Raw genomic sequence first — 25,474 nt, forward strand, 5'->3', positions numbered from 1 at the left:
GGACGATGAGCGATGACGACCCGGGGATCTGACAAAAAATCAGCCGACGAGGATGATGCGGCAGTCGTTGACATTGGTTCGGGTCGGGCCGGGCTGGACGAGGTCGCCGATCGTCGCGAAGAATCGCGTCGAATCGTTGTCCGCGAGCATCGCGGCCGGATCGAGACCCTTTTCGCGGGCACGGGCGAGAGTCGTCGGGTCGACGAGGCCGCCGGCCGGATCGGTGGCCTTGCCGCGGCCGCCATCGGTGCCGTCGGTGTCGGCGGCGATGCCGGCGATGCCCTCTTCGCCGTCGAGGGCGAGCGCGAGGGCAAGCGCGTATTCCTGGTTCGGACCGCCGTCGCCCTCGCCGCGGATCGTCACCGTGAGTTCGCCGCCGGAGATCAGCGCGACCTTGCGGCCGGCCGCCTTCATTTCGCGGGCGAGCTTGGCATGCTCGGCCGCGACCTCGCGCGCCTCGCCCTCGCAATCGGCGCCGAGCATCACCGGCTCGTAGCCGGCGGCCTTGGCGGCGGCGGCGGCGGCCTCCAGCGCGTCGATCGGCCGGGCGACGATGCGGTACTCGGCCCGTGCGAAGGCCGGATCGCCGGCCTTCGGGGTCTCGTTGGCGGGGTCGGTGAGGAGCGCGCGCGCCGACTCGGGCAGGGTGATGCCGCGGCGCTCGCAGATCGCCAGCGCGTCGGCCAGTGTCGAGGGGTCGGGCACGGTCGGCCCGGAGGCGATCACCGAGGGATCGTCCCGCGGCACGTCGGAGATCGCGAGCGTCAGGATCCGCCGGGCGTTCTTCGCGGCGACCGCGAGGCGGCCGCCCTTGATCCGCGAAAGATGCTTGCGGACGCAGTTGATCTCGTCGATCGGCGCGCCCGAGCGGAGCAGGGCCTTGGTGATCCCCTGCTTCTCTTCGAGCGTGAGGTTGCCGGCCGGCGCGATCCAGTTGGCCGAGCCGCCGCCCGACAGCAGTACCAGCACCTCGTCGTCGGGGCCGGCCTGGGCGGCGATGGCCAGCGCATCCTTGGTCGCCGCGATGCCGGCGGCGTCGGGAACCGGATGCCCGGCCTCGACCATGCGGATGCCCGGCGCATCCTCGCCGTAGCCGTGACGCGCCACCGCGAGGCCCAAAATGCGCTCCTCCGGCACCCCGTGTTCCTGGCGGTAGAACCGGCTCGCCATCGCTGCCATGCTGCCGCCGGCCTTGCCCGCGCCGAGAATGATCAGCCGGCCCGGAACCGGCGGCGGCAGCTGGCCGACCAGGCACTTGCTCGGATGCGCCGCCGCGATCCCGGCATCGAGAAAGTCGGTCAGCAGCTGGCGCAGGTCGCGGATGGCGGGCACATCGGGGGAGGGGGCGGTCATGCGGGCGTCCTCGCAGCGGTCTTTTTGCACTGGTCTCGGCAGACGGTTTCTGCCGGGCGCCCTGTCCGAGCGCGGCTTGGCTCCCGCCATGCCCGAGCCTGCCCGCGACGGCAAGATTTGCAGCCGAGATTCGAACGGCATCGATCCCGCATGGCTTTCAAGACTGTCGTTTGTAAGCGATCGGCCCAGATAAGACCCATGCCCTCATCCGCTGCCCGCCGCGCCCCCGCTCCCGACCCGACCGAGCATCCCGAGCACCCGGTCGAGACCATCGCCGGCGATCCGGGTCGCGGGCTGTTGATCCTGTGCGACCACGCCTCGAACCATGTGCCGGACGATCTCGATCGCCTCGGCGTGCCGGAACACGAGTTCGGCCGCCACATCGCCTACGACCTCGGCGCGGCGGCGGTGACGCGGCAGCTCGCCGGCCTGCTCGGGGTGCCGGCGGTGCTGACGCGGTTCTCGCGACTGGTGATCGACCCGAACCGGGGCCGCAAGGATCCGACGCTGGTGATGCGGCTGTCGGACGGGGCCATCGTCCCCGGCAACGCCCGCATCGACGCCGACGGCGTGGCCGAGCGCATCCGCCGGTTCTACGCGCCCTACGACCGGGCGATCGATGCCGCCGTGGCCGAGGCTCAGGCCGCCGGGGCGCCCCCGATGATCCTGACCATGCACAGCTTCACCCGGTATTGGCGCGGCGTGGCGCGCCCCTGGCATGTCGGCATCCTCTATGACGGCGACGAGCGCCTGAGCCGTCCGCTGATCGCGGGCCTGCAGGCCGACCCGGCCGGACTCGTCGTCGGCGACAACGATCCCTATGGCGGCGGCCTGCCCGGCGACACCGTCGACCGCCATGCCACCGCCCGCGGGCTGCCCAACGCGCTCGTCGAGATCCGGCAGGATCTGCTGCTCAGCGAGGCCGGCATCGCGGAATGGGCAGAGCGCTTCGCGAAACTGATGCAGCCTTTGATCGGACACCGCGTTGATGCGGCTGCCGCCCCCTGAAGCGGCGGATCGAATCCGTGCACACGCGGGAATTGTCAGCCCGGCATGCTTGAGTCTATGAGCCCCGTCCCCGCATCCCCGAAAGGCCGTGACGTGCCGTCTTCCCGGCAATCCGTACAGTCCACGGCCGAGGCATCGGCCCCCCTGGCCTCGTTGCGCCGCAGCGGGCAGTTGTTCGAGACCGAGCGCCGGCTCAACGCGGTTCTCAACAACGCCTCCGTCTCCATCTTCCTGATGGATGACCGCCAGCACTGCGTCTACATGAACCGCGCCGCCGAAAAGCTCACGGGCTTCACCTTGGACGAAGTGCTCGCCCGCGATTGCCCGCTGCACGACGTCGTGCATCACACCTATCCCGACGGCCGGCCCTTTCCGCTGCAGGACTGCGCGATCGACCGGGCGTTTCCCGAGAACAACCAGGAGCGCGGCGAGGAAGTGTTCGTCCACAAGAGCGGTCACTTCTACCCCGTCGGCTTCACCGCGAGCCCGATCCGGGACGACACCGCCAAGATCATCGGCACCATCATCGAGGTGCGCGACATCAGCGAGGAGAAGGCGGCCGCCGAGCGCCAGCGCCTGCTCATCAACGAGCTGAACCACCGCGTGAAGAACACCCTCGCGACCGTGCAGTCGATCGCCGCGCAGACCTTTCGGGGCAAGACCGACGCCGCGGTGCGGCGCGTGTTCGACGAGCGCATGCTGGCCCTGTCGGATGCCCACAACGTGCTCGTCGCCGACAACTGGGAAAGCGCGAGCCTGTGGAGCGTCGTCGAACGCGCGCTCGCCCCGCACGCCTCGGCCGAGGTCGATTCCGACCGCTTCAAACTGTCCGGCCCGGATTCGCGCCTGCATCCGAAGATCGCCGTGACGCTGTCGATGGCGCTGCACGAACTGATGACCAACGCGTCGAAATACGGCGCGCTGTCGGTGCCCGAAGGACGGGTGGCCGTCGCGTGGTCGGTACGCCACGAAGACGCTGGCAGCGGCCGGCTCGAGCTGCATTGGCAGGAGAGGGGCGGCCCCGTCGTCGTTGCGCCGGTCCGCACGGGCTTCGGCTCGCGGCTGATCGAACGCCAGCTGCCGATGGAGTTCGACGGCTCGGCGGAGATCGTCTACGAGCCGGCCGGCGTGGCCTGCCGGCTGCAGATCCCGCTGACCGAGCTCGGATGGCACGGACAGGAAACCGCCACGCTGCAGGGGGCGCCATGAGCGCGCTCGAAGGCCGGCGTGTGCTGCTGGTCGAGGACGAGAGTCTGGTGGCGATGCTCGCCGAGGACATGCTCGTCGATCTCGGCTGCGACGTGACCGTGGCGATGCGCCTGGACAAGGCGCTGGCCCATGCCCGGAACGGCAGTTTCGATCTCGCCGTGCTCGACGTGAATCTCGGAGCGCAGCGCAGCTATCCGATCGCCGACGTCCTGTTCGAGCGCGGCGTGCGCTTCCTGTTCGCGACGGGCTACGGCTTCGCAGGGCTGGAGCAGGCCTATCGGACCGTTCCGGTGGTGCAGAAGCCCTATCGCCTCGAACAGATGCAGGACATCCTGATCCACGTGATGACCTGCACGATGCGGCCCCGGAAGGATGCGCCCGCCGACGCCGGCTGCGGCTGCCGCCCGGCCATGTCCGGAGCTCTCCGGTTCCAGGCGGAAGGGTTCGCCTGATCGCGGCCGGCGGCCGACCCAGGCCCAGTCCGTTCGCATCGATCGTGCACGGCCGCTTCGGACGCCGTGCGACGGTCCATTAACCGCCTCGGAACCCAGCCGTCCTATACCTGATATGCGCCGATCCCGACCGATGGACGCGATCGGATGGGAGAACGGCGATCGACGGGCTCATCGCCTTTGGGTGTGATCCTGCCGTTCATCGGGGCTGGCCGAGACCGTCTGCATGCGCGCGCCATCGACGATCCACGACCTCCTGCAGTCGGCCGGTGACGATCTCGCCGGCCTGATCGCCAGCGACGAGCGCCTGCTGCGCTTCGCCCGGCTCGCGGCCCTCGTCATCGTGCCGCTGACCCTGGCGATCGCCTTCGTCGTCCTCGGCACGGGTCCGGAGCCGGGCCGCAACTGGCTCGGCGACATCCTCGGCTTCGATTTCACGCAGGTCTGGCTCGCAGGCCGCAGGGCACTCGATGGCCGCGGCGGCGAGCCCTACGATCTGGCGGTTCACCTGGAGAACTTGAAGGCCGTCTTCGGCCCCGACTGCCGGTACTCCTGGCATTATCCGCCATTCGTCCTGCTTCCCGCCGCCGCGATGGCGCTGCTGCCGTACCAGGCCGCGTTCCTGCTCTGGACGCTCTTCTCCGTCGGCCTTTTCACGCTCGCCCTGTCGCTCGCGGCGCGGCGCACCGACGCCGTCCTGATCGGGCTCGCCCACCCCCTGGTGTTCTGCAATCTGTCCTATGGCCAGAACGGGCTCGTCACCGCGAGCCTGCTGACGCTCGGCGCGCTTCTGGTCGACAGGAGGCCCTGGCTCTCCGGCCTCTGCTTCGGGCTGATCGCCTACAAACCGCAGCTCGCGGCCCTCGCACCGCTGCTGCTGCTGGTCACGGGTCGCCGGCAGGCGCTGCTGGCATCCGTCCTCACGGTCGCCGCACTCTGCCTCGCCTCGATCGCCGCGTTCGGCTGGGCTCCCTGGCACGGCTTCCTCGAAACGCTGACCCAGACCAACCGCATCCTTCTGCAGCAAGGCGGCGGCGGCCTCGAGATCAATGCGAGCGCGTTCGGTGCCGTCCGGCTCGCGGGTGGCCCGATGGCGGCGGCCTGGACGATCCAGATCGCCGTGAGCCTCGCCGCGATCGGGATCGCCGTACGGACCTGGCGGACCTGCGCCGACCCGAACCTGCGCGCCGCGGCCCTGCTGGCCGCATCGCCGATGATCTCGCCCTACGTGCCCCTGTACGACCTGGCTCCGATCGTGCCGGCGACCCTGCTGCTGGTCATGGCGGCGCGACGGACGGGTGCGCTGAAGCCGCATGAGCGCTGGCTGCTGATCGCCGCACCGGCGACCGCGCTGCTGCGGCCGGCCATGGCGGCGACGGGCATCTCCTTCGGCCTCATGATCGGCCTCGCGACGCTCGCCTGCGTCGCCGCCCGCGCATTGCCCAGGTCGGCCGGACATGCCCCCTTGCGCTGGACACGTGCCGGATCGGCGTGATCTCCACCGTCATCGTCCCCACATCCCTCCCGATGGGCGGTCCCGGCATGTCGGCCGGCGGCGCATGGCGATCACGAGAGAGGCAGGCACCGATGGACGGCATCGATCCCCAGACCCAGACCGAACTCGAGGCGGCAGTCTTCCGCCGGCTCGTCGCACATCTGCGCGACCGGCCGGACGCACAGAACATCGACCTGATGAACCTCGCCGGCTTCTGCCGGAACTGCCTGTCGAACTGGCTCAAGGATGCGGCCGACGCGCGCGGCCTCGCGCTCGGCAAGGAAGCCAGCCGCGAACATGTCTACGGGATGCCCTTCGCAGACTGGAAGCGACTGCATCAGAAGGAAGCGACCCCGGAGCAGCAGGCCGCCTTCGCGAAGGGGCAGGCCGAGAGTCCGGGCGGCCACTGAGCTGCGCGTCCACAGCCGATCCGGACCACGTCGCGATTCGTTTTTCCTTGCCGCCAGGGCGCCGGGTGCAGCACCATCGCCTTCGGCAGGGAACGCACCCCGGTGATTCGGGAGCCCGAGAGCCGACTGGGGCCTTCGCATCGCGGGACCGCCGCCGGGCGCATGGCCGGGTTGCGACCGTTTTGCCGTGTTCAGGGACTTGGCAGGGCGCTTGCTAGGCTCTATAGACCCCCTTCCACGAATTCACCTTTTTGAAGGAGTTCGGCCTATCGGCCGATTTCCGTTCGAGATGTCGTCCGGGAAACCGGGCGGCGATGGCCGGAAGGACTTCGGGGCAGATGCCTCGGAAGCCTCGTCCGGCCATGTCCTGTCCGAGACTGCAGGGGCCGGCTTGCCGGCTTAATCCTCAAAGCGCCTGCACAGACGGGGAAGACCGAGTTTTTCGACACGCCTCGACCCTGCGGCTTCCGTGGGGGAGGGGCATCGGTTTGAACCATCTCGCCCATGTCGATCCGCCCTCGGGCGTAGCGGCAGGGGACAGGGCCGTGAAGCGTCGTTCGGACGTTTTCGGCTGACGAGGCCGAGACCGTTTCCGGGCGGCATGTTGCAACCGGCGGGTCCTCATCGAGGTTCCGCCAGAACCGGAGAGAGCCAAGGTGGACAGAACAGCAAAAGCTGATCTCGTCTCGACGCTCAACGGCGTGTTCTCAGAGAACGCCGTCGTCGTCGTGGCCCACTACAAAGGCCTCACGGTCGCCGACATGCAGAAGCTGCGCTCGCAGATGAAGCAGGCCGGCGCCACCGTGAAGGTCGCCAAGAACCGCCTCGCCAGCATTGCTCTCGATGGCACGGACGTCGCCTCCATCAAGCCCCTCCTGAAGGGCCCGACCCTGCTCGCCTATTCGAGCGATCCGGTCGCGGCCGCCAAGGTTGCGGTGGATTTCGCCAAGGTCAACGAGAAGCTCGTGATCCTCGGCGGCGCCATGGGGACGACAGCCTTGAACCCGGACGGTGTGAAGGCGCTCGCCTCGCTCCCGTCCCTCGACGAACTGCGCGCCAAGATCGTGGGCCTCATCCAGGCTCCCGCGACCAAGATCGCCCAGGTCGTCAGCGCACCGGCGGCCAAGCTCGCCCGCGTGTTCGGGGCCTATGCCACCAAGGACGAGAACCGGGACGAGGCGGCCTGAGGGCCGTTCGTCCTTTTCATTCAAACCGATCGAACCGATCTCTCAAGGAAACCGAAAATGGCTGATCTCGCCAAGCTCGTCGACGACCTGTCGTCTTTGACCGTCCTCGAGGCCGCTGACCTCGCCAAGCTGCTCGAAGAGAAGTGGGGCGTCTCCGCTGCCGCCGCCGTCGCCGTTGCCGGACCCGCTGCCGGCCCGGCCGCCGCCGTCGAAGAGCAGACCGAGTTCACGGTCATGCTCACCGCCGCCGGCGACAAGAAGATCGAGGCCATCAAGGAGGTCCGCGCGATCACCGGCCTCGGCCTCAAGGAAGCCAAGGACCTCGTCGAGGGCGCTCCCAAGGCCGTCAAGGAAGGCGTGTCCAAGGACGAAGCCGAGAAGATCAAGGCCCAGCTCGAGAAGGCCGGCGCCAAGGTCGAACTCAAGTAAGACCCGGATGGGCCGGATCCGGCCCATCTCTTCCGGTCTCCTTCGCGGGAGACCGGCACGAAACGCCCGCGAGCCCCACCGGCTCGCGGGCTGACGCCGCTTCCGGCGGCCGGCGGATCGGGGGCGATCCAAACCGGCGACAGAAGACCGAATTTGCAGTTTGGGTGAGGCGGTCCGGCGGGGCGCGTCTCACGGCCCGGAGCGGGAAGGGCACTTTCCCCGGGCACCGGTACGCGGGTAGGTGGAGCGAGATCACATGGCCAACACGCTGGTCGGTCGGAAGCGCATTCGCAAGTTCTTCGGCAAGATCAAGGAAGTGGCAGAGATGCCGAACCTCATCGAGGTTCAGAAGGCATCCTACGACCAGTTCCTGATGGTGGACGAGCCCGAGGGCGGCCGCGGCGACGAGGGCCTGCAGAGCGTCTTCAAGTCGGTCTTCCCGATTTCCGACTTCTCGGCCACGGCACTCCTCGAATTCGTGAAGTACACGTTCGAGCAGCCGAAATACGACGTCGACGAGTGCCGTCAGCGCGGCATCACCTACGCGGCCCCGCTCAAGGTGACCCTGCGGCTGATCGTGTTCGACGTCGATCCGGACACCGGCGCCAAGTCGGTCAAGGACATCAAGGAGCAGGACGTCTACATGGGCGACATGCCCCTGATGACGGAGAACGGCACCTTCATCGTCAACGGCACCGAGCGCGTCATCGTCTCCCAGATGCACCGCTCGCCGGGCGTGTTCTTCGACCACGACAAGGGCAAGACCCACTCCTCGGGCAAGCTCCTGTTCGCCGCCCGCATCATCCCGTATCGCGGCTCCTGGCTCGACGTCGAGTTCGACGCCAAGGACATCGTGCACGTCCGCATCGACCGGAAGCGCAAGATCCCGGCGACCTCGCTGCTGTTCGCGCTCGGCCTCGACGGCGAGGAAATTCTCGCGACCTTCTACGACCGCGTCGTCTACGACCGCGACAAGGAAGATTGGCGCGTCCCGTTCGACCCCGAGCGGCTGAAGGGCTTCAAGGCCTCAGTCGACCTGATCGACGCCGAGTCGGGCGAGGTCGTGCTCGAAGCCGGCAAGAAGATGAACGTGCGCAACGCGCGCCTCATCTCCGAGAAGGGCACCCAGTTCCTCAAGCAGACCAACGAGGACCTCGTCGGCCAGTACATCGCCGAGGACCTGGTCAACCTGAAGACCGGCGAGATCTACGCCGAGGCCGGCGACGAGATCTCCGAGAAGACCTTGGCGGGCCTCGACGAGGCCGGGATCTCCGAGATTCCGGTGCTCGACATCGACCACGTCAACGTCGGCCCTTACATCCGCAACACCCTGGCCGTGGACAAGAACTCGGCTCGCGAGGGTGCGCTGTTCGACATCTACCGCGTCATGCGTCCCGGCGAGCCGCCGACGCTCGACACCGCCGAGGCCATGTTCCACTCGCTGTTCTTCGACAGCGAGCGCTACGACCTGTCCGCCGTCGGCCGCGTGAAGATGAACATGCGCCTCGACCTCGACGCCGAGGACACCGTGCGCACGCTCCGCAAGGAGGACATGCTCGCGGTCGTCAAGGCGCTGGTGGACCTGCGCGACGGCAAGGGTGAGATCGACGACATCGACCATCTCGGCAACCGGCGCGTGCGCTCGGTCGGCGAGCTCATGGAGAACCAGTACCGGCTCGGCCTGCTCCGCATGGAGCGCGCCATCAAGGAGCGGATGTCGTCCGTCGACATCGACACCGTGATGCCGCAGGACCTGATCAACGCGAAGCCGGCTGCCGCCGCGGTGCGCGAGTTCTTCGGCTCGTCGCAGCTCTCGCAGTTCATGGACCAGACCAACCCGCTCTCGGAGGTCACCCACAAGCGCCGCCTCTCGGCGCTTGGCCCGGGCGGTCTGACCCGCGAGCGCGCCGGCTTCGAAGTCCGCGACGTGCATCCGACGCACTACGGCCGCATCTGCCCGATCGAGACGCCGGAAGGCCCGAACATCGGCCTGATCAACTCGCTCGCGACCTTCGCGCGCGTGAACAAGTACGGCTTCATCGAGACGCCCTTCCGCAAGGTGAAGGACGGCGTGGTGACGAACGACGTCTCGTATCTCTCCGCGATGGAGGAGGCGAAGTATCACGTCGCCCAGGCCAACGCGCAGATGGACGAGAACAAGAAGCTCACCGAGGACCTCGTGGTCTGCCGGCGCGCCGGTGACGTCATCGTGGTCACCCCCGACCGCGTCGACCTCATGGACGTGTCGCCGAAGCAGCTCGTCTCGGTCGCGGCCGCGCTGATCCCGTTCCTCGAGAACGACGACGCGAACCGCGCGCTGATGGGCTCGAACATGCAGCGCCAGGCGGTGCCGCTTGTCCGCTCGGACGCGCCGTTCGTCGGCACCGGCATGGAAGCCGTGGTCGCCCGCGACTCCGGCGCCGCCATCGCGGCCCGCCGCTCGGGCATCATCGACCAGGTGGATGCCACCCGTATCGTCATCCGCGCCACGGAAGAAGCCGACGCCACCAAGCCCGGCGTCGACATCTACCGCCTGCAGAAGTTCCAGCGCTCCAACCAGTCGACCTGCATCACGCAGAAGCCGCTGGTGCGCGTCGGCGAGCAGGTCAAGAAGGGCGAGATCATCGCCGACGGTCCCTCGACCGAGTTCGGCGAGCTGGCGCTCGGCCGGAACGTGCTCGTCGCGTTCATGCCGTGGAACGGCTACAACTTCGAGGACTCGATCCTGCTCTCCGAGCGGATCGTGAAAGATGACGTGTTCACCTCGATCCACATCGAGGAATTCGAGGTGATGGCCCGAGACACCAAGCTCGGTCCGGAGGAAATCACCCGCGACATCCCGAACGTCTCGGAAGAGGCGCTCAAGAACCTCGACGAAGCCGGCATCGTCTATATCGGCGCGGAAGTGCACGCCGGCGACATCCTCTGCGGCAAGATCACGCCGAAGGGCGAGAGCCCGATGACGCCGGAGGAGAAGCTTCTCCGCGCCATCTTCGGCGAGAAGGCGTCCGACGTGCGCGACACCTCGCTCCGGGTTCCCCCGGGCGTGACCGGCACGATCGTCGAGGTCCGGGTGTTCAACCGCCACGGCGTCGACAAGGACGAGCGCGCCCAGGCGATCGAGCGCGAGGAGATCGAGCGTCTCGCCAAGGACCGCGACGACGAGCAGACCATCCTCGACCGCAACACCTATGCCCGCCTATCCGGCGTGCTGATCGGCCAGTCACCGGTCGCCGGCCCGAAGGGCTTCAAGAAGGACACCAAGCTGACCCGCGAGGAGATCAGCGAGTATCCCCGTTCGCAATGGTGGCAGTTCGCCGTCGTCGAAGACCGTATGATGACGGAAATCGAGGCGATGCAGAAGCAGTACGACGAGTCGAAGAAGCGCCTCGAGCAGCGCTTCCTCGACAAGGTCGAGAAGCTGCAGCGCGGGGACGAGTTGCCCCCCGGCGTGATGAAGATGGTCAAGGTCTTCGTCGCGGTGAAGCGCAAGATCCAGCCGGGCGACAAGATGGCCGGCCGTCACGGCAACAAGGGCGTGGTCTCCCGCATCGTGCCGATCGAGGACATGCCGTTCCTCGAAGACGGCACGCATGCCGACATCGTGCTGAACCCGCTCGGCGTGCCCTCGCGGATGAACGTCGGCCAGATCCTGGAGACCCATCTCGGATGGGCCGCCGCCGGCCTCGGCCGCAAGGTCGGCAAGGCCGTCGACGCCTACCTGAAGAGCCAGGACATCGCGCCGCTGCGCGCCGAGATGCAGGCGATCTACTCCCCCTCGGAGCTGGAAGGCCTCTCCGACGACGACATGGCGGAGGCGGCCAACAACGTCCGCCGCGGCGTGCCGATGGCGACCCCGGTGTTCAACGGCGCCAAGGAAGCCGACATCGAGCAGATGCTGGAAATGGCCGGTCTCGACCGGTCGGCCCAGTCGACGCTCTATGACGGGCGGACCGGCGAGGCCTTCGATCGCAAGGTGACGATGGGCTACATCTACATGCTCAAGCTTCACCACCTCGTGGACGACAAGATCCACGCGCGGTCGATCGGCCCGTACTCGCTCGTCACCCAGCAGCCGCTGGGCGGCAAGGCGCAGTTCGGCGGACAGCGCTTCGGCGAGATGGAGGTCTGGGCGCTGGAGGCCTACGGCGCGGCCTACACGCTGCAGGAGATGCTCACCGTGAAGTCGGACGACGTGGCCGGCCGCACCAAGGTCTACGAGGCCATCGTGCGCGGCGACGACACCTTCGAGGCGGGCATCCCCGAGTCGTTCAACGTTCTCGTCAAGGAGATGCGATCGCTCGGCCTCAACGTCGAGCTGACCTCCACCAAGAAGAACGCGAACGACCAGCTCGAGCCGCCGGCCGAGGCCGCCGAGTAACACCAAGCGACAGCTCCCGTGCCGGCCCTTCGGAGCCGGCACGGTTCGAGCGGGGAGGGGAAGCACCTTCCGGGACAAGGGCCAGCGGCGTCCGGGCGGACGCGGCGCCACACGATTTCAGTCGTGACACCCAGGCGCGGGGTCTCACGCGAACAAGGAGCGGATCATGAACCAAGAGGTCATGAACCTTTTCAACCAGCAGTCCCAGCCGCAGAGCTTCGACCAGATCAAGATCTCGATCTCGTCGCCCGAGAAGATCCTCTCGTGGTCGTTCGGCGAGATCAAGAAGCCCGAGACCATCAACTATCGGACCTTCAAGCCCGAGCGCGACGGCCTGTTCTGCGCGCGCATCTTCGGGCCGATCAAGGACTACGAGTGCTTGTGCGGCAAGTACAAGCGCATGAAGTACAAGGGCGTCATCTGCGAGAAGTGCGGCGTCGAAGTCACCCTGGCGCGCGTCCGTCGTGACCGCATGGGCCATATCGAGCTGGCCGCGCCGGTCGCGCACATCTGGTTCCTGAAGTCGCTGCCGAGCCGCATCGGCCTGCTACTCGACATGCCGCTCAAGGACCTCGAGCGGATCCTCTACTTCGAGTCCTACTGCGTCATCGAGCCGGGCCTCACCCCCCTCAAGGAGCGTCAGCTCCTGACGGAGGAGGAGTACCTGCGCGCGCAGGAGGAGTACGGCGAGGACTCGTTCACGGCGATGATCGGCGCCGAGGCGATCCGCCGAATCCTGATGGAGCTCGACCTCGAAGGCATCGCCGCGTCGCTCAAGGAGGAAATCTCCACGACGACGTCGGAGCTGAAGCCCAAGAAGCTGATGAAGCGTCTCAAGATCATTGAGGCGTTCCAGCTCTCGGGCAACAAGCCCGAGTGGATGATCCTGACCGTCGTCCCCGTGATCCCGCCGGACCTGCGCCCGCTGGTTCCCCTCGACGGCGGCCGCTTCGCCACGTCCGACCTGAACGACCTCTATCGCCGCGTCATCAACCGCAACAACCGCCTCAAGCGGCTGATCGAGCTGCGCGCGCCCGACATCATCATCCGCAACGAGAAGCGGATGCTGCAGGAGGCCGTCGACGCGCTGTTCGACAACGGCCGCCGCGGCCGCGTCATCACCGGCGCCAACAAGCGCCCGCTGAAGTCGCTCGCCGACATGCTCAAGGGCAAGCAGGGCCGCTTCCGTCAGAACCTGCTCGGCAAGCGCGTCGACTATTCGGGCCGTTCGGTCATCGTGGTCGGCCCGGAGCTGAAGCTGCATCAGTGCGGGCTACCGAAGAAGATGGCGCTGGAGCTGTTCAAGCCCTTCATCTACGCGCGCCTCGACGCCAAGGGTTTCTCGGCCACCGTCAAGCAGGCGAAGAAGCTCGTCGAGAAGGAGAAGCCCGAGGTCTGGGACATCCTGGACGAGGTCATCCGCGAGCATCCCGTGATGCTGAACCGGGCGCCGACGCTCCACCGCCTCGGCATCCAGGCCTTCGAGCCGAAGCTGATCGAGGGCAAGGCGATCCAGCTGCATCCGCTGGTCTGCGCCGCCTTCAACGCCGACTTCGACGGCGACCAGATGGCCGTGCACGTCCCGCTGTCGCTTGAGGCGCAGTTGGAAGCGCGCGTCCTCATGATGTCGACGAACAACATCCTGCACCCGGCCAACGGCCAGCCGATCATCGTGCCCTCGCAGGACATCGTTCTCGGCCTCTACTACCTCTCCATCGTCGGTGAGGGCCTCGTCGGCGCCTTCCAACCCGACCACAAGACCAACCCGATGCAGGGCGTCTTCGGCGACGTGGGCGAGCTCGAGCATGCGCTCGCGGCCAAGACCGTGAAGCTGCATACCAAGATCAAGTGGCGCTGGAAGGGCATCGGCCCGGACGGCGAGCCGCTGACCAAGACCTACGACACCACGCCTGGCCGGGTGATCCTGTCGGGCGCGCTGCCGCTGCACGCCAAGGTGCCCTTCGACGTCGTCAACAAGCTGATGACGAAGAAGGAAATCTCGGGGATGATCGACACCGTCTACCGCCACTGCGGTCAGAAGGAATCGGTGATCTTCTGTGATCGCATCATGGCGCTGGGCTTCAGCCACGCGTTCAAGGCCGGCATCTCGTTCGGCAAGGACGACATGGTGGTGCCAGAGAACAAGTGGACCATCGTCGACACCACCCGCTCGCTCGTGAAGGACTACGAGCAGCAGTACAACGACGGCCTGATCACCCAGGGCGAGAAGTACAACAAGGTCGTCGACGCCTGGGCGAAGTGCTCCGACAAGCTCGCCGCGGAGATGATGCTCCGCATCTCCACCGTGCAGAAGGACGAGGACGGCGCCGACAAGCAGGTCAACTCGATCTACATGATGAGCCACTCCGGTGCGCGTGGTTCGCCGGCGCAGATGAAGCAGCTTGCCGCGATGCGCGGACTCATGGCCAAGCCCTCGGGCGAGATCATCGAGACCCCGATCATCTCGAACTTCAAGGAAGGCCTCAACGTTCTCGAGTACTTCAACTCCACCCACGGCGCCCGTAAGGGCCTCGCGGACACGGCGTTGAAGACCGCCAACTCCGGCTACCTGACCCGTCGTCTCGTCGACGTGGCGCAGGACGCGGTGATCCGCGAGGTCGATTGCGGCACGACCAACGGCATCAAGATGCGCGCCATCATCGATGCCGGCCAGGTCGTCGCGCCGCTGTCGAGCCGCATCCTCGGCCGCGCCTCGGCCGATCCGCTGACGGCTGCCGACGGCAGCGTCATCGTGGCGGCGGGCGAGACCATCGAGGAACGTCACCTGCCGGCCATCACGGCCGCCGGCATCCAGGAGGTGAAGATCCGCTCGGTGCTCGTCTGCGCCACCAAGAGCGGCGTCTGCGCCACCTGTTACGGGCGCGACCTCGCCCGCGGCACGCCCGTCAACATGGGCGAGGCCGTCGGCGTCATCGCGGCGCAGTCGATCGGCGAGCCGGGTACCCAGCTCACGATGCGTACGTTCCACATCGGTGGCGCAGCGCAGATCGCGGACTCGTCCTTCGTCGAATCGAGCTTCGAGGGTACGATCGCGATCCGCAACCGCTCGCTCGCCAAGAACTCGGACGGCGACCTCATCGCCACCGGCCGTAACGTGGCCGTCGTGATCGTCGGCAGCGACGGTGGCGAGCGCGCGGTGCACCGCCTGCAATACGGCGCCAAGCTGCGTGTCGACGAGGGCGACAAGATCAAGCGTGGGCAGCGGATCGCCGAATGGGATCCCTATACCCGTCCGATCGTGTCCGAGATCGACGGCATCGTGGCCTACGAGGACCTCTACGACGGTCAGTCGATCACCGAGACCACCGACGAGTCGACCGGCATCTCGAAGCGCGTCGTCATCGACTGGCGCGGTTCGTCGCGGACCTCCGACCTGAAGCCGGCCATGGTCGTCGTCGATTCCGAGGGCAAGCCCCTGAAGCTGCCGCGCGGCTCGGAGGCTCGCTACCTCCTGCCGGTCGAAGCCATCATCGGCGTCGATCCGGGTGCGAAGATCAAGGCGGGCGACATCCTCGCGCGTGTCTCGAGCGAGTCGGCCAAGACCCGCGACATCACCGGCGGTCTGCCGCGGGTGGCGGAGCTGTTCGAGGCGCGTCGTCCGAAGGATGCGGCGATCATCGCCGAGAAGTCCGGCACGATCGCCTTCGGGCGCGACTACAAGAACAAGCGCCGCCTCTCGTTGACGCCGCATGACGGCAGCGAGAACGTCGAGTACCTGATCCCGAAGGGCAAGCACATCCACTTGCAGGACGGCGACGTGGTCGAACTCGGCGACTACATCGTCGACGGCAACCCCGCGCCACACGACATCCTGGCGATCAAGGGCGTGGAGGAGCTTGCCGCTTACCTCGTCAACGAGATCCAGGAGGTCTACCGGCTCCAGGGCGTGCTCATCAACGACAAGCACATCGAGGTGATCGTCCGTCAGATGCTGCAGAAGGTGGAGATCACCGATAGCGGCGACTCGGATATCATCCCGGGCGACCAGATCGACCGGACCGAACTCGCCGACTTCAACGAGAAGCTGCTTGCCGAGGGCAAGAAGCCGATCCAGGGCGTGCCGGTGCTGCTCGGCATCACCAAGGCCTCGCTGCAGACGAAGTCGTTCATCTCGGCGGCCTCGTTCCAGGAGACCACCCGCGTCCTCACCGAGGCGGCGGTCAACGGCAAGGTCGACACGCTCGAAGGCCTGAAGGAGAACGTGATCGTGGGCTCGCTCATCCCGGCGGGTACCGGTTCGCTCGTCGCGGATATCCGCACGATCGCGCGTCGCCGCGACAGCCTGATCCTGAAGCAGCGCGCCGAAGAGCACGCGGCGCGCGCGCCGGCCCCGGTGACCGAGTTGCCGCCGGCCGCCGCCGAATAGGATTCGGTCGAACGGACGAAAACGAGGGCGGCCTTCGGGCCGCCCTTTTTCGTTGGCGGAACGCCGGCCGCATGCGCCCGCCGCACGCCAGCGACCGAGTCCCGGCGGCGGTACGAAGAATGTGTTGCCGAGCCGTTGACGTTCCGGAAATCCCCGAGTAGAAGCGCCCCACTTCGGTTGGCCAAGTGTCTCCGACGACGTGAAGCTCTGAGCTTCCCAGGTCGTCGCCGGGCCGGTGCCGAGGGTCATATAGCCTGACAATCGTCAGATCCGTGGGTAAGAACGCGCCCTCTACGGCGTGATCCTCTGCCTCAACTGCGCCAAAGGCCTCATGGGGCCTATGGCGTTATTCGTTTTGCCGTCGGCTCCGCCGGAGCCGAGAGTTCGAAGATCAGGGGCGCCCAGCGCGACCCGAGGGAAGAGGGCAGAGAATGCCGACGATCAACCAGCTGATCGCCCAGCCGCGGAAGGCGCAGAAGGCCCGTAACAAGGTGCCTGCGCTCGATTCGTGCCCGCAGAAGCGTGGCGTTTGCACCCGCGTCTATACGACGACCCCGAAGAAGCCGAACTCGGCGCTTCGTAAGGTTGCCAAGGTTCGCCTCACCAACGGTTTTGAGGTGATCGGCTATATCCCCGGCGAAGGTCACAACCTTCAGGAGCACTCCGTGGTGATGATCCGCGGCGGCCGCGTGAAGGATCTTCCGGGCGTCCGCTATCACATCCTGCGCGGCGTGCTGGATACCCAGGGCGTCAAGGGCCGCAAGCAGCGCCGCTCGAAGTACGGCGCCAAGCGCCCGAAGTAAGAACCGCGTCCGAAGTAATTTCTTCGGGCCTGTTATTTCCACGGCTCCGTAAGGATGCCGCCGGCTTCACAGCTCAGGCGGCCTGCGCGGGGTGCTTAAGACGATTTTTCGAACGCAAGGCTGGACCCCATGTCTCGTCGTCACTCTGCCGAGAAGCGCGAAATCATCCCCGACGCCAAGTACGGCGACATCGTCCTGACCAAGTTCATGAATTCGATCATGTACGAGGGCAAGAAGTCCGTTGCCGAAGGTATCGTCTATGGTGCCTTCGAGATCGTCGAGAGCCGCAGCCGCACCAACCCGATCGAGGTTTTCCGCGCCGCTCTCGAGAACGTCGCCCCGGCGATCGAAGTGCGCTCGCGCCGCGTCGGCGGTGCGACTTATCAGGTCCCCGTCGAGGTGCGCACCGAGCGCCGCCAGGCCCTCGCGATCCGTTGGCTGATCCAGGCCGCCCGCGGCCGCAACGACCGCACCATGGTCGAGCGCCTCTCCGGAGAGCTGCTCGACGCCGCGAACAACCGCGGCAACGCCGTCAAGAAGCGGGAAGACACGCACCGGATGGCTGAAGCCAACCGCGCCTTCTCGCACTACCGCTGGTAAGCGGTTCCAGGCCCTTTCAGGAGCACCCCGATGCCCCGCACGCATGCGATCGAGGACTACCGCAACTTCGGCATCATGGCTCACATTGATGCCGGCAAGACGACGACCACTGAGCGGATCCTCTACTACACCGGCAAGTCCCACAAGATCGGCGAGGTCCATGAGGGCGCCGCCACGATGGACTGGATGGAGCAGGAGCAGGAGCGCGGCATCACGATCACGTCTGCCGCGACGACGTGCTTCTGGCGCGAGAAGCGCCTGAACATCATCGACACCCCCGGCCACGTCGACTTCACCATCGAAGTCGAGCGCTCGCTGCGCGTGCTCGACGGCGCCGTCTGCGTGCTCGACGGCAACCAGGGCGTCGAGCCCCAGACCGAGACCGTCTGGCGCCAGGCCGACAAGTACGACGTTCCCCGTGTCGTGTTCGTCAACAAGATGGACAAGATCGGTGCGGACTTCTTCAAGTGCGTCGCCGACATCATCACCCGCGTCGCCGGCAAGCCCGTCTGCCTGCAGCTGCCGATCGGTGCCGAGAGCACCTTCCGGGGCGTGGTCGACCTGATCAAGATGAAGGCGATCGTCTGGTCGGGCGAGGCGCTCGGCGCGAACTACGAAGAGGAGGCCATTCCGGCCGATCTTCAGGATCAGGCGGTCGAGTACCGCACCAAGATGATCGAGGCCTGCGTCGAGCTCGACGACGAAGCCATGACCGCCTACCTCGACGGCGTGGAGCCGTCCGAGGAGACCCTGCGGATGCTCGTGCGCCGTGCCGTGCAGCTGCGCGCCTTCCATCCCGTGCTCTGCGGTTCGGCCTTCAAGAACAAGGGCGTTCAGCCGCTCCTGGACGCCGTCGTCGATTACCTGCCGTCCCCGGCGGATCGCGGCGAGATCAAGGGCATCGACTTCAAGACCGAGGAAGACACTTTCCGTCATCCGACGGATAGCGATCCCTTTTCCATGCTCGCCTTCAAGATCATGGACGATCCCCACGTCGGCACGATCACGTTCTGCCGCGTGTATTCGGGCAAGGTCGAGTCGGGCGCCAACGTACTCAACTCGTCCCGCGACAAGAAGGAGCGTGTCGGCCGCATGCTCCTGATGCACGCCAACAACCGTGAGGACGTCAAGGAAGCCTTCGCCGGCGACATCGTCGCCCTCGCAGGCCTCAAGGACACCCGCACCGGCGACACCCTGTCGGATCCGATCAAGGCCGTGATCCTCGAGAAGATGGAGTTCCCCGAGCCCGTCATCGAGATCGCCGTCGAGCCGAAGTCGAAGGCCGACCAGGAGAAGCTCGGCATCGCCCTCGCCAAGCTCGCGGCCGAGGATCCGTCCTTCCGCGTCTCGACCGATCAGGAATCCGGCCAGACCATCCTTCGGGGGATGGGCGAGCTCCACCTCGACATCAAGGTCGACATCCTGCGGCGGACCTACAAGGTCGACGCCAATATCGGCCAGCCGCAGGTCGCCTACCGCGAGAAGCTGACCAAGCGTCAGGAGATCGACTACACCCACAAGAAGCAGACCGGTGGTACCGGCCAGTTCGCACGGGTGAAGTTCATCGTCGAGCCGAACGAGCCGGGCGCAGGCTTCTCGTTCGAGTCGAAGGTGGTCGGTGGTTCGGTGCCGAAGGAGTACATCCCAGGCGTCGAGAAAGGTCTGAACTCGGTCCTCGGCGCTGGCGTCCTCGCCGGCTTCCCGGTGGTCGACATCAAGGTCGAGCTGATCGACGGCGCCTATCACGACGTCGACTCGTCTGCTCTCGCCTTCGAAATCGCGTCCCGCGCCGCTTTGCGTGAAGCCCTTCAGAAGGGCGGCTCGGTTCTGCTCGAGCCGGTCATGAAGGTCGAGGTCGTCTCGCCTGAGGAATACACCGGCTCGGTCATCGGCGATCTCAACTCTCGCCGGGGTCAGATCCAGGGCCAGGACATGCGCGGCAACGCCAACGTCATCAACGCGATGGTGCCGCTCGCCAACATGTTCGGCTACGTGAACCAGCTGCGCTCCTTCTCACAGGGCCGCGCCAACTTCACGATGCAGTTCGATCACTACGAAGAGGTGCCGCGCGGCGAGGCCGACAAGGTCATCGCCAAGTACGCCTAAGGCTCACGCCTAAAACACTTCTTCTTCCGCAAAAACGCATTCGACTTTTAGGAGGCTCTGATGGGCAAGGAAAAGTTCAACCGCAACAAGCCGCATTGCAACATCGGCACGATCGGCCACGTGGACCACGGCAAGACGTCTCTGACGGCGGCGATCACGAAGGTTCTGGCGGAGTCGGGCGGCGCGACGTTCACGGCCTACGACCAGATCGACAAGGCTCCCGAGGAGAAGGCCCGCGGCATCACGATCTCGACGGCCCACGTCGAGTACGAGACGGCCAACCGGCACTACGCCCACGTCGACTGCCCCGGCCACGCCGACTACGTGAAGAACATGATCACGGGCGCCGCGCAGATGGACGGCGCGATCCTGGTGGTCTCGGCCGCCGACGGCCCGATGCCGCAGACCCGCGAGCACATCCTGCTCGCCCGTCAGGTCGGCGTGCCGGCGCTGGTGGTGTTCCTGAACAAGGTCGACCTGGTCGACGACGAGGAGCTGCTCGAGCTCGTCGAGATGGAGGTGCGCGAGCTCCTCTCGAAGTACGAGTTCCCGGGCGACGACATCCCGATCACCAAGGGCTCGGCCAAGGTGGCGCTGGACAACGGCGACAAGGCCGTCGGCCATGACGCGGTGATCGCGCTGATGAAGACGGTGGACGAGTACATCCCGCAGCCGGAGCGTCCGGTGGACAAGCCGTTCCTGATGCCGATCGAGGACGTGTTCTCGATCTCGGGCCGCGGCACGGTGGTGACGGGTCGCGTCGAGCGCGGCATCGTCAAGGTCGGCGAGACGGTGGAGATCGTCGGCATCCGCGACACCCAGACCACGACGGTCACGGGCGTCGAGATGTTCCGCAAGCTGCTCGACCAGGGCCAGGCCGGCGACAACGTCGGCGTGCTGCTGCGCGGCACCAAGCGCGAGGACGTCGAGCGCGGCCAGGTCGTGTGCAAGCCGGGTTCGGTGAAGCCGCACACCAAGTTCAAGGCCGAGGCCTACATCCTGACCAAGGAGGAGGGCGGCCGCCACACGCCGTTCTTCACCAACTACCGCCCGCAGTTCTACTTCCGCACCACGGACGTGACCGGGATCTGCACCCTTCCCGAGGGCACCGAGATGGTGATGCCGGGCGACAGCGTGACCATGGACGTCGCCCTGATCGTGCCGATCGCCATGGAAGAGAAGCTGCGCTTCGCCATCCGCGAAGGCGGCCGCACCGTCGGCGCCGGCGTCGTCGCTTCGATCCAGGAATAGGACGCGGGGCTGTTGCCGGCCGTACGGCCGATCAAATAATGCCGCCGATCTACAGTCTTCGCCGGTCCTCGTCTTGACGGGTGGCCGGCGGAGTCATTTTCTGGCCCCGCCCGATTCCGGCGGAGCCATCCATGTCTGTATACCCGTCGCCATCCTGGCGCCGATTCCTGGCCGGAAGCTTGTTATTCGCGGGGACGGGCAGCCTGGTCCACTCGGGCGTCGCCTACGCGGATGCGCTCAGCGACGGTCGTTTCCGGAGCGAGGTCGCAGAGATTGTGCGTGCGGTCGAGCCGACCGCGACGATTCTTCCCGATCCCGACCCGGGTCAGATCCGCGTCGGCCGTTTCACGATCGCGTTGACCAACCTCTATCCCCGTGTCGCGACGCTGTCGGGGACGGACCGTCGGCAAGCGATCGAATCGTATTTGACCGAACTCATGCGGCCCGCGCCCGGCACACCCTCGGGCGATCCCCAGACCTTCGAGACAGTCAAATCACGCCTGCGCGTCCAGCTCGTGCCGCGCGAAGTGCTCCGGCAGACGCCCGAACTCGTTCACCGCGCCTTCTCGGAGACGCTGATCGTCACCTACGTCCTCGACGAACCGAACCGCTATCAATACGTGACCCGACCGATGCTGGCGCGCTGGAACATCGACGCCGCGAGCCTCGAAGCGCCCGCCCTGGTCAATCTCGCGGCCGCTTCGAAAAAAGCCAACTTTCGGCTCGCCCTCGCCGACGACGTTCCGGTCTTGGCCCTGGTCGCGACCGGCGACAACTACGATGCCGCGCGCCTCATGTTGCCGTATTACCTCACCCAGATCGCCGAGGCCCTCAAGACCGACAGCTTGACACTGGCCATTCCGACTCGCGACTTGCTGATGGCATGGCCCGCCGACAGCAAGGCACGCCAGGACCTGGCCGAGGAAGTGCGCAAGCAGATGCGGACCGGCGCCTACGCCCGTACCGACGAGCTGTTCCGCTTCGAAAGAGGCGCGGTCAGACCCCTCACGGTGGCCGAGCGGGCCGATCACGGTCGATGAACGACAGGGGACGTCGCCGAGCCTCTTGCATCCCGCCGAACGTTGCGGCATTGACGTCGCCGCGCCGCGGCGCCGTAGGAGTGTAGCTCAACTGGTCAGAGCGCCGGTCTCCAAAACCGGAGGTTGCGGGTTCGAGTCCCTCCACTCCTGCCAGTCCGGCACAACTCAGCCTTTTCGTGGATAGTCGACAAGCCGGAGTACTTGCGCTAGAGCGTGCGCACTCCGAGATCGTCGATTGCGCTATCGCGGTTCGGGCGTGGTCGAGGCGTTTGCCTTGGTCCTTCGCCCCGCCGGCTCTCGGAATTTCCGGTACACGTAAGATCATGGCATCGAACGAAGCGACGAAGAAAGCGGATCCCGCCCGGGCTGCCGCCCGCGGGCCGGCAGCCCCGACGACGGCGCGCTCCGCGCCTGCGCCTCGCCCGCCGGCCAAGCGTGTCGGACCGTTGGAGTTCCTGGGTCAGGTTCGCGACGAGGGCCGCAAGGTCACGTGGCCGAGCCGCAAGGAGACCACGGTGACCACGATCATGGTCTTCGTCATGGTCGTCGTCGCGAGCATCTTCTTCACGGTCGTGGATCAGTTCCTGCGCTGGGCCGTCGGGCTCCTCCTCGGGATCGCCGGCTAGTCATTTTCCGGTGCGATCTCTCGCGCCGACGATTGCTTTGGGAGTTGAACCGACCCGTGTCGAAGCGCTGGTACATCGTCCACGCCTACTCGAACTTCGAGAACAAGGTCGCCCAGTCCATCAAGGATCAGGCGGCGCAGCGCGGACTCACGGAGCTCTTCGACGAGGTCATGGTGCCGACCGAGAAGGTCACAGAGGTGCGCCGCGGCCGGAAGGTCGAGGCCGAGCGCAAGTTCTTCCCCGGCTACGTCCTCGTGAAGTGCGAACTCACCGACGAGGTCTACCACCTTATCAAGAACACCCCGAAGGTCACAGGCTTCCTCGGCGCCGACAAGTCGAAGCCCGTGCCGATTCCCGACGCGGAAGCCGAGCGGATCAAGGGTCAGGTGCAGGAGGGCGTTGATCGCCCGAAGCATTCGGTATCCTTCGAGATCGGCGAGACCGTTCAGGTGTCGGAAGGCCCCTTCGCCAGCTTCAACGGTGTCGTCGAGGAGATCGACGATGGCCGCTCTCGCCTCAAGGTGGCAGTGTCGATCTTCGGACGCGCTACCTTGGTCGAGCTCGAATACGGACAGGTCGTTAAGGCCTGATCGTAGGGTCGATCGGCTAGCCCGCTCGCCCATCACACGCGGGAGATCCGCCCGGCTTCGCCTCCGGGAATTTCGGATCGCACCGCGACCTGCAACCGCCCGCTCCGTCGAAGGCTTAGGCAGCCCGGCGGCGGGCATACATTGGGAGCAGTCCCCATGGCGAAGAAGATCACGGGTTACGTGAAGCTTCAGGTCCCGGCCGGCGCCGCCAATCCGTCGCCGCCGATCGGTCCCGCGCTCGGTCAGCGCGGTCTCAACATCATGGAATTCTGCAAGGCCTTCAACGCGAAGACCGCGCAGATGGACAAGGGTACCCCGATCCCGGTGATCATCACCGCGTATCAGGACCGTTCGTTCACCTTCGAGATGAAGCAGCCGCCGGTCACCTTCTTTCTGAAAAAGGCCGTCGGCCTGAAGATCGGCAAGAAGCCGGCTTCCGGTTCGAAGACCCCGGGCAAGGGTCCGACGGTCGGCACGATCTCCGAGGCTCAGCTTCGCGAGATCGCCGAGAAGAAGTTGGTCGACCTCAACTGCGACTCCATCGAGTCCGCCGTTGCCATGATCCGCGGCTCCGCCCGGGCCATGGGTCTCGAAGTCACGGCTTGAGGAGGTCAGAATGGCTGAAGGTAAGCGCATCCGCGCCGCCCGCGAGGGCATCGAGCCGACCAAGCTCTACACCATCGACGAAGCGATCAAGCTCGTGAAGTCGAAGGCGACCGCCAAGTTCGACGAGACCGTCGAGGTCTCGATGAATCTGGGCGTCGATCCCCGCCACGCCGACCAGATGGTCCGCGGCGTCTGCAACCTGCCGAACGGCTCCGGCCGCACCGTGCGGGTCGCGGTCTTCGCCCGCGGCGCCAAGGCCGACGACGCCCGTGAGGCCGGTGCCGACATCGTCGGTGCGGAGGATCTTCTCGAGATCGTTCAGGGCGGCAAGATCGAGTTCGATCGCTGCATCGCGACTCCCGACCTGATGCCCCTCGTCGGGCGTCTCGGCAAGGTGCTCGGCCCGCGCGGCCTGATGCCGAACCCGAAGGTCGGAACGGTGACCATGGACGTGAAGGCCGCCGTCGCCGCCGCCAAGGGCGGCGCCGTGGAGTTCCGCGTCGAGAAGGCCGGCATCGTGCATGCCGGCATCGGCAAGGTTTCCTTCGATGAGCAGAAGCTCGTCGAGAACATCAAGGCCTTCGCCGACGCCGTCTCCAAGGCGAAGCCGACGGGTTCCAAGGGCACCTACATCCAGCGCATCGCCGTCACCTCGACGATGGGCCCGGGTGTGAAGGTCGAGCCGAGCTCCGTGCTCACGGCCTGATCGTTTCGCAACCCAAGAAGACCAGAAGCGCCCGGCCCCAGCGGCCGGGCGTTTTTCGTTTGTCAGTACATCCGGGCGGTGGTGATCGGTACGGCGGCGAGGCTGACGGCAGCCACAAGGATCGGTGCCGCGACGGCGATGCGCCGCCATCCGGCGAGGGAGGCTTCGCGCAGACGGGGCACGGCGAGGGCCAGCATCGGCAGGATCGGCAGGAGGTAGCGCCCCTGCGGTCCATAGACCGCCAGTTCGCCGACATTCGTCCAGGACAGGTACTGCGACAGGATCACGAGCCAGACGCAGAGCAGCGCGGATCCGGCAAGGAGCGCGAGATCGGCGCGGCGGATGGCCTCTCCCTGACCGGCGAGCGCCACGAACGGGACGACGAACCCGGCTGCCCAGAGCCAATAGAGCGCAACCGGCAGCGGTTTATCGAGCCAGCCGAAGAAGCCGATGGCGCCCATGGCGAGGGTCGCCATATGCTTGACCGTGAACAGAAACTTTGCCGGCACGGTCAGCAGGCGGATCGGCTGGGATAGCAGCACCTGGGCCTGCGCCCGCGTGTCGGTACCGTCGAAGGTGGCGGGACGCGCTCCGTTCCAGAGCGGGCCGGCCTCGTAGGCGTAGCGCGGCACCGGCGTCGCCACGACGGAATTCGCATAGCCGAACCAAAAGACGCCCGGCAGCACGACGAGCGCGGCCAACGCCGTCCGGCGAAGCAGGAAGCGGCCGATGTCGCGGCCGGCAGGCAGCGGCACGAGCAGCATCGCTGCCAACGGTGCGTAGGGCGGCTTGGCCAGAAGGACGAGGGCGATCAGGGCGGCGGCGGCCCCGAGGC

20 protein-coding genes and 1 tRNA gene are annotated in these 25,474 nt (G+C 66.5%); 19 read left to right on the forward strand and 2 right to left on the reverse strand.

Annotated features, from left to right (window positions below; genetic code table 11):
- Positions 1-39 precede the first annotated feature (39 nt).
- On the reverse strand, positions 40-1,353 hold the full coding sequence (locus FV217_RS11400) for a glycerate kinase (RefSeq protein ID WP_147817300.1): 1,314 nt from the start codon (positions 1,351-1,353) through the stop codon (positions 40-42).
- A gap of 198 nt (positions 1,354-1,551) precedes the next feature.
- On the opposite strand from FV217_RS11400, the gene FV217_RS11405 reads away from it, so the two are divergent.
- The 19 genes from FV217_RS11405 to rplA all read left to right on the forward strand — a co-directional run bounded on the left by FV217_RS11405 (position 1,552) and on the right by rplA (position 24,639).
- Complete coding sequence (locus FV217_RS11405) at positions 1,552-2,361, forward strand: N-formylglutamate amidohydrolase (protein WP_147817301.1); 810 nt, start codon at positions 1,552-1,554, stop codon at positions 2,359-2,361.
- Positions 2,362-2,454: 93 nt separating this feature from the next.
- A complete protein-coding gene (locus FV217_RS11410) occupies positions 2,455-3,570 on the forward strand; it encodes an HWE histidine kinase domain-containing protein (RefSeq protein ID WP_246682768.1) in 1,116 nt (371 codons plus the stop codon).
- Positions 3,567-4,022, forward strand: a complete 456-nt coding sequence (locus FV217_RS11415; RefSeq protein ID WP_147817303.1) for a response regulator — start codon at positions 3,567-3,569, stop codon at positions 4,020-4,022. Before FV217_RS11410 ends, FV217_RS11415 begins: the two co-directional genes overlap by 4 nt.
- Positions 4,023-4,248: 226 nt before the next feature.
- The gene (locus FV217_RS11420) at positions 4,249-5,517 is read left to right on the forward strand and encodes a glycosyltransferase family 87 protein (protein ID WP_147817304.1); all 1,269 of its coding nucleotides are present in this window, start codon (positions 4,249-4,251) and stop codon (positions 5,515-5,517) included.
- Positions 5,518-5,609: 92 nt separating this feature from the next.
- Positions 5,610-5,927 (forward strand): DUF1244 domain-containing protein, encoded by a 318-nt coding sequence (locus FV217_RS11425; protein WP_147817321.1) that lies wholly within the window; start codon positions 5,610-5,612, stop codon positions 5,925-5,927.
- 656 nt (positions 5,928-6,583) lie between these two features.
- Entirely contained in the window at positions 6,584-7,114 is a 531-nt protein-coding gene (gene rplJ, locus FV217_RS11430) for a 50S ribosomal protein L10 (RefSeq protein WP_147817305.1), read from the forward strand.
- A 57-nt stretch (positions 7,115-7,171) separates the two neighbouring features.
- Entirely contained in the window at positions 7,172-7,543 is a 372-nt protein-coding gene (gene rplL / locus FV217_RS11435) for a 50S ribosomal protein L7/L12 (protein ID WP_147817306.1), read from the forward strand.
- A 256-nt stretch (positions 7,544-7,799) separates the two neighbouring features.
- Complete coding sequence (rpoB, locus tag FV217_RS11440) at positions 7,800-11,924, forward strand: DNA-directed RNA polymerase subunit beta (RefSeq protein WP_147817307.1); 4,125 nt, start codon at positions 7,800-7,802, stop codon at positions 11,922-11,924.
- 166 nt (positions 11,925-12,090) lie between these two features.
- Positions 12,091-16,311 (forward strand): DNA-directed RNA polymerase subunit beta', encoded by a 4,221-nt coding sequence (gene rpoC / locus FV217_RS11445; protein ID WP_147817308.1) that lies wholly within the window; start codon positions 12,091-12,093, stop codon positions 16,309-16,311.
- A gap of 431 nt (positions 16,312-16,742) precedes the next feature.
- The gene (gene rpsL, locus FV217_RS11450) at positions 16,743-17,114 is read left to right on the forward strand and encodes a 30S ribosomal protein S12 (protein ID WP_147817309.1); all 372 of its coding nucleotides are present in this window, start codon (positions 16,743-16,745) and stop codon (positions 17,112-17,114) included.
- A gap of 129 nt (positions 17,115-17,243) precedes the next feature.
- A complete protein-coding gene (rpsG, locus tag FV217_RS11455) occupies positions 17,244-17,714 on the forward strand; it encodes a 30S ribosomal protein S7 (protein WP_147817310.1) in 471 nt (156 codons plus the stop codon).
- Between the two features lie 30 nt (positions 17,715-17,744).
- Positions 17,745-19,820 (forward strand): elongation factor G, encoded by a 2,076-nt coding sequence (gene fusA / locus FV217_RS11460; protein WP_147817311.1) that lies wholly within the window; start codon positions 17,745-17,747, stop codon positions 19,818-19,820.
- Between the two features lie 60 nt (positions 19,821-19,880).
- Positions 19,881-21,071, forward strand: a complete 1,191-nt coding sequence (tuf, locus tag FV217_RS11465) for an elongation factor Tu (protein WP_147817312.1) — start codon at positions 19,881-19,883, stop codon at positions 21,069-21,071.
- Between the two features lie 275 nt (positions 21,072-21,346).
- Entirely contained in the window at positions 21,347-22,111 is a 765-nt protein-coding gene (locus FV217_RS11470; protein WP_187272527.1) for a DUF1444 family protein, read from the forward strand.
- A 76-nt stretch (positions 22,112-22,187) separates the two neighbouring features.
- Positions 22,188-22,264, forward strand: a tRNA-Trp gene (locus tag FV217_RS11475).
- Between the two features lie 170 nt (positions 22,265-22,434).
- On the forward strand, positions 22,435-22,737 hold the full coding sequence (gene secE, locus FV217_RS11480; protein ID WP_147817314.1) for a preprotein translocase subunit SecE: 303 nt from the start codon (positions 22,435-22,437) through the stop codon (positions 22,735-22,737).
- Between the two features lie 56 nt (positions 22,738-22,793).
- Positions 22,794-23,327: a transcription termination/antitermination protein NusG gene (gene nusG / locus FV217_RS11485; protein WP_147817315.1), complete on the forward strand. Its 534-nt coding sequence runs from the start codon at positions 22,794-22,796 to the stop codon at positions 23,325-23,327.
- Between the two features lie 156 nt (positions 23,328-23,483).
- A complete protein-coding gene (rplK, locus tag FV217_RS11490; RefSeq protein WP_147817316.1) occupies positions 23,484-23,933 on the forward strand; it encodes a 50S ribosomal protein L11 in 450 nt (149 codons plus the stop codon).
- A 10-nt stretch (positions 23,934-23,943) separates the two neighbouring features.
- Positions 23,944-24,639: a 50S ribosomal protein L1 gene (gene rplA / locus FV217_RS11495; RefSeq protein ID WP_147817317.1), complete on the forward strand. Its 696-nt coding sequence runs from the start codon at positions 23,944-23,946 to the stop codon at positions 24,637-24,639.
- Between the two features lie 62 nt (positions 24,640-24,701).
- On the opposite strand, the gene FV217_RS11500 is transcribed toward rplA, so the two are convergent.
- Positions 24,702-25,474, reverse strand: a 773-nt coding sequence (locus FV217_RS11500; RefSeq protein WP_147817318.1) for a DUF2142 domain-containing protein, incomplete at its 5' end; no start/stop codon positions are given.

It is taken from the genome of Methylobacterium sp. WL9, from assembly GCF_008040035.1.
In the GTDB taxonomy this organism is placed as follows: domain Bacteria; phylum Pseudomonadota; class Alphaproteobacteria; order Rhizobiales; family Beijerinckiaceae; genus Methylobacterium; species Methylobacterium thuringiense.

Coding starts and splice junctions, on each gene's coding strand:
- FV217_RS11400 (WP_147817300.1), bottom strand. CDS start 1,353: ATGACCGCCCCCTCCCCCGATGTGCCCGCCATCCGCGACCTGCGCCAG.
- FV217_RS11405 (WP_147817301.1), top strand. CDS start 1,552: ATGCCCTCATCCGCTGCCCGCCGCGCCCCCGCTCCCGACCCGACCGAG.
- FV217_RS11415 (WP_147817303.1), top strand. CDS start 3,567: ATGAGCGCGCTCGAAGGCCGGCGTGTGCTGCTGGTCGAGGACGAGAGT.
- FV217_RS11420 (WP_147817304.1), top strand. CDS start 4,249: ATGCGCGCGCCATCGACGATCCACGACCTCCTGCAGTCGGCCGGTGAC.
- FV217_RS11425 (WP_147817321.1), top strand. CDS start 5,610: ATGGACGGCATCGATCCCCAGACCCAGACCGAACTCGAGGCGGCAGTC.
- rplL (WP_147817306.1), top strand. CDS start 7,172: ATGGCTGATCTCGCCAAGCTCGTCGACGACCTGTCGTCTTTGACCGTC.
- rpoB (WP_147817307.1), top strand. CDS start 7,800: ATGGCCAACACGCTGGTCGGTCGGAAGCGCATTCGCAAGTTCTTCGGC.
- rpoC (WP_147817308.1), top strand. CDS start 12,091: ATGAACCAAGAGGTCATGAACCTTTTCAACCAGCAGTCCCAGCCGCAG.
- rpsL (WP_147817309.1), top strand. CDS start 16,743: ATGCCGACGATCAACCAGCTGATCGCCCAGCCGCGGAAGGCGCAGAAG.
- rpsG (WP_147817310.1), top strand. CDS start 17,244: ATGTCTCGTCGTCACTCTGCCGAGAAGCGCGAAATCATCCCCGACGCC.
- fusA (WP_147817311.1), top strand. CDS start 17,745: ATGCCCCGCACGCATGCGATCGAGGACTACCGCAACTTCGGCATCATG.
- tuf (WP_147817312.1), top strand. CDS start 19,881: ATGGGCAAGGAAAAGTTCAACCGCAACAAGCCGCATTGCAACATCGGC.
- secE (WP_147817314.1), top strand. CDS start 22,435: ATGGCATCGAACGAAGCGACGAAGAAAGCGGATCCCGCCCGGGCTGCC.
- rplK (WP_147817316.1), top strand. CDS start 23,484: ATGGCGAAGAAGATCACGGGTTACGTGAAGCTTCAGGTCCCGGCCGGC.
- rplA (WP_147817317.1), top strand. CDS start 23,944: ATGGCTGAAGGTAAGCGCATCCGCGCCGCCCGCGAGGGCATCGAGCCG.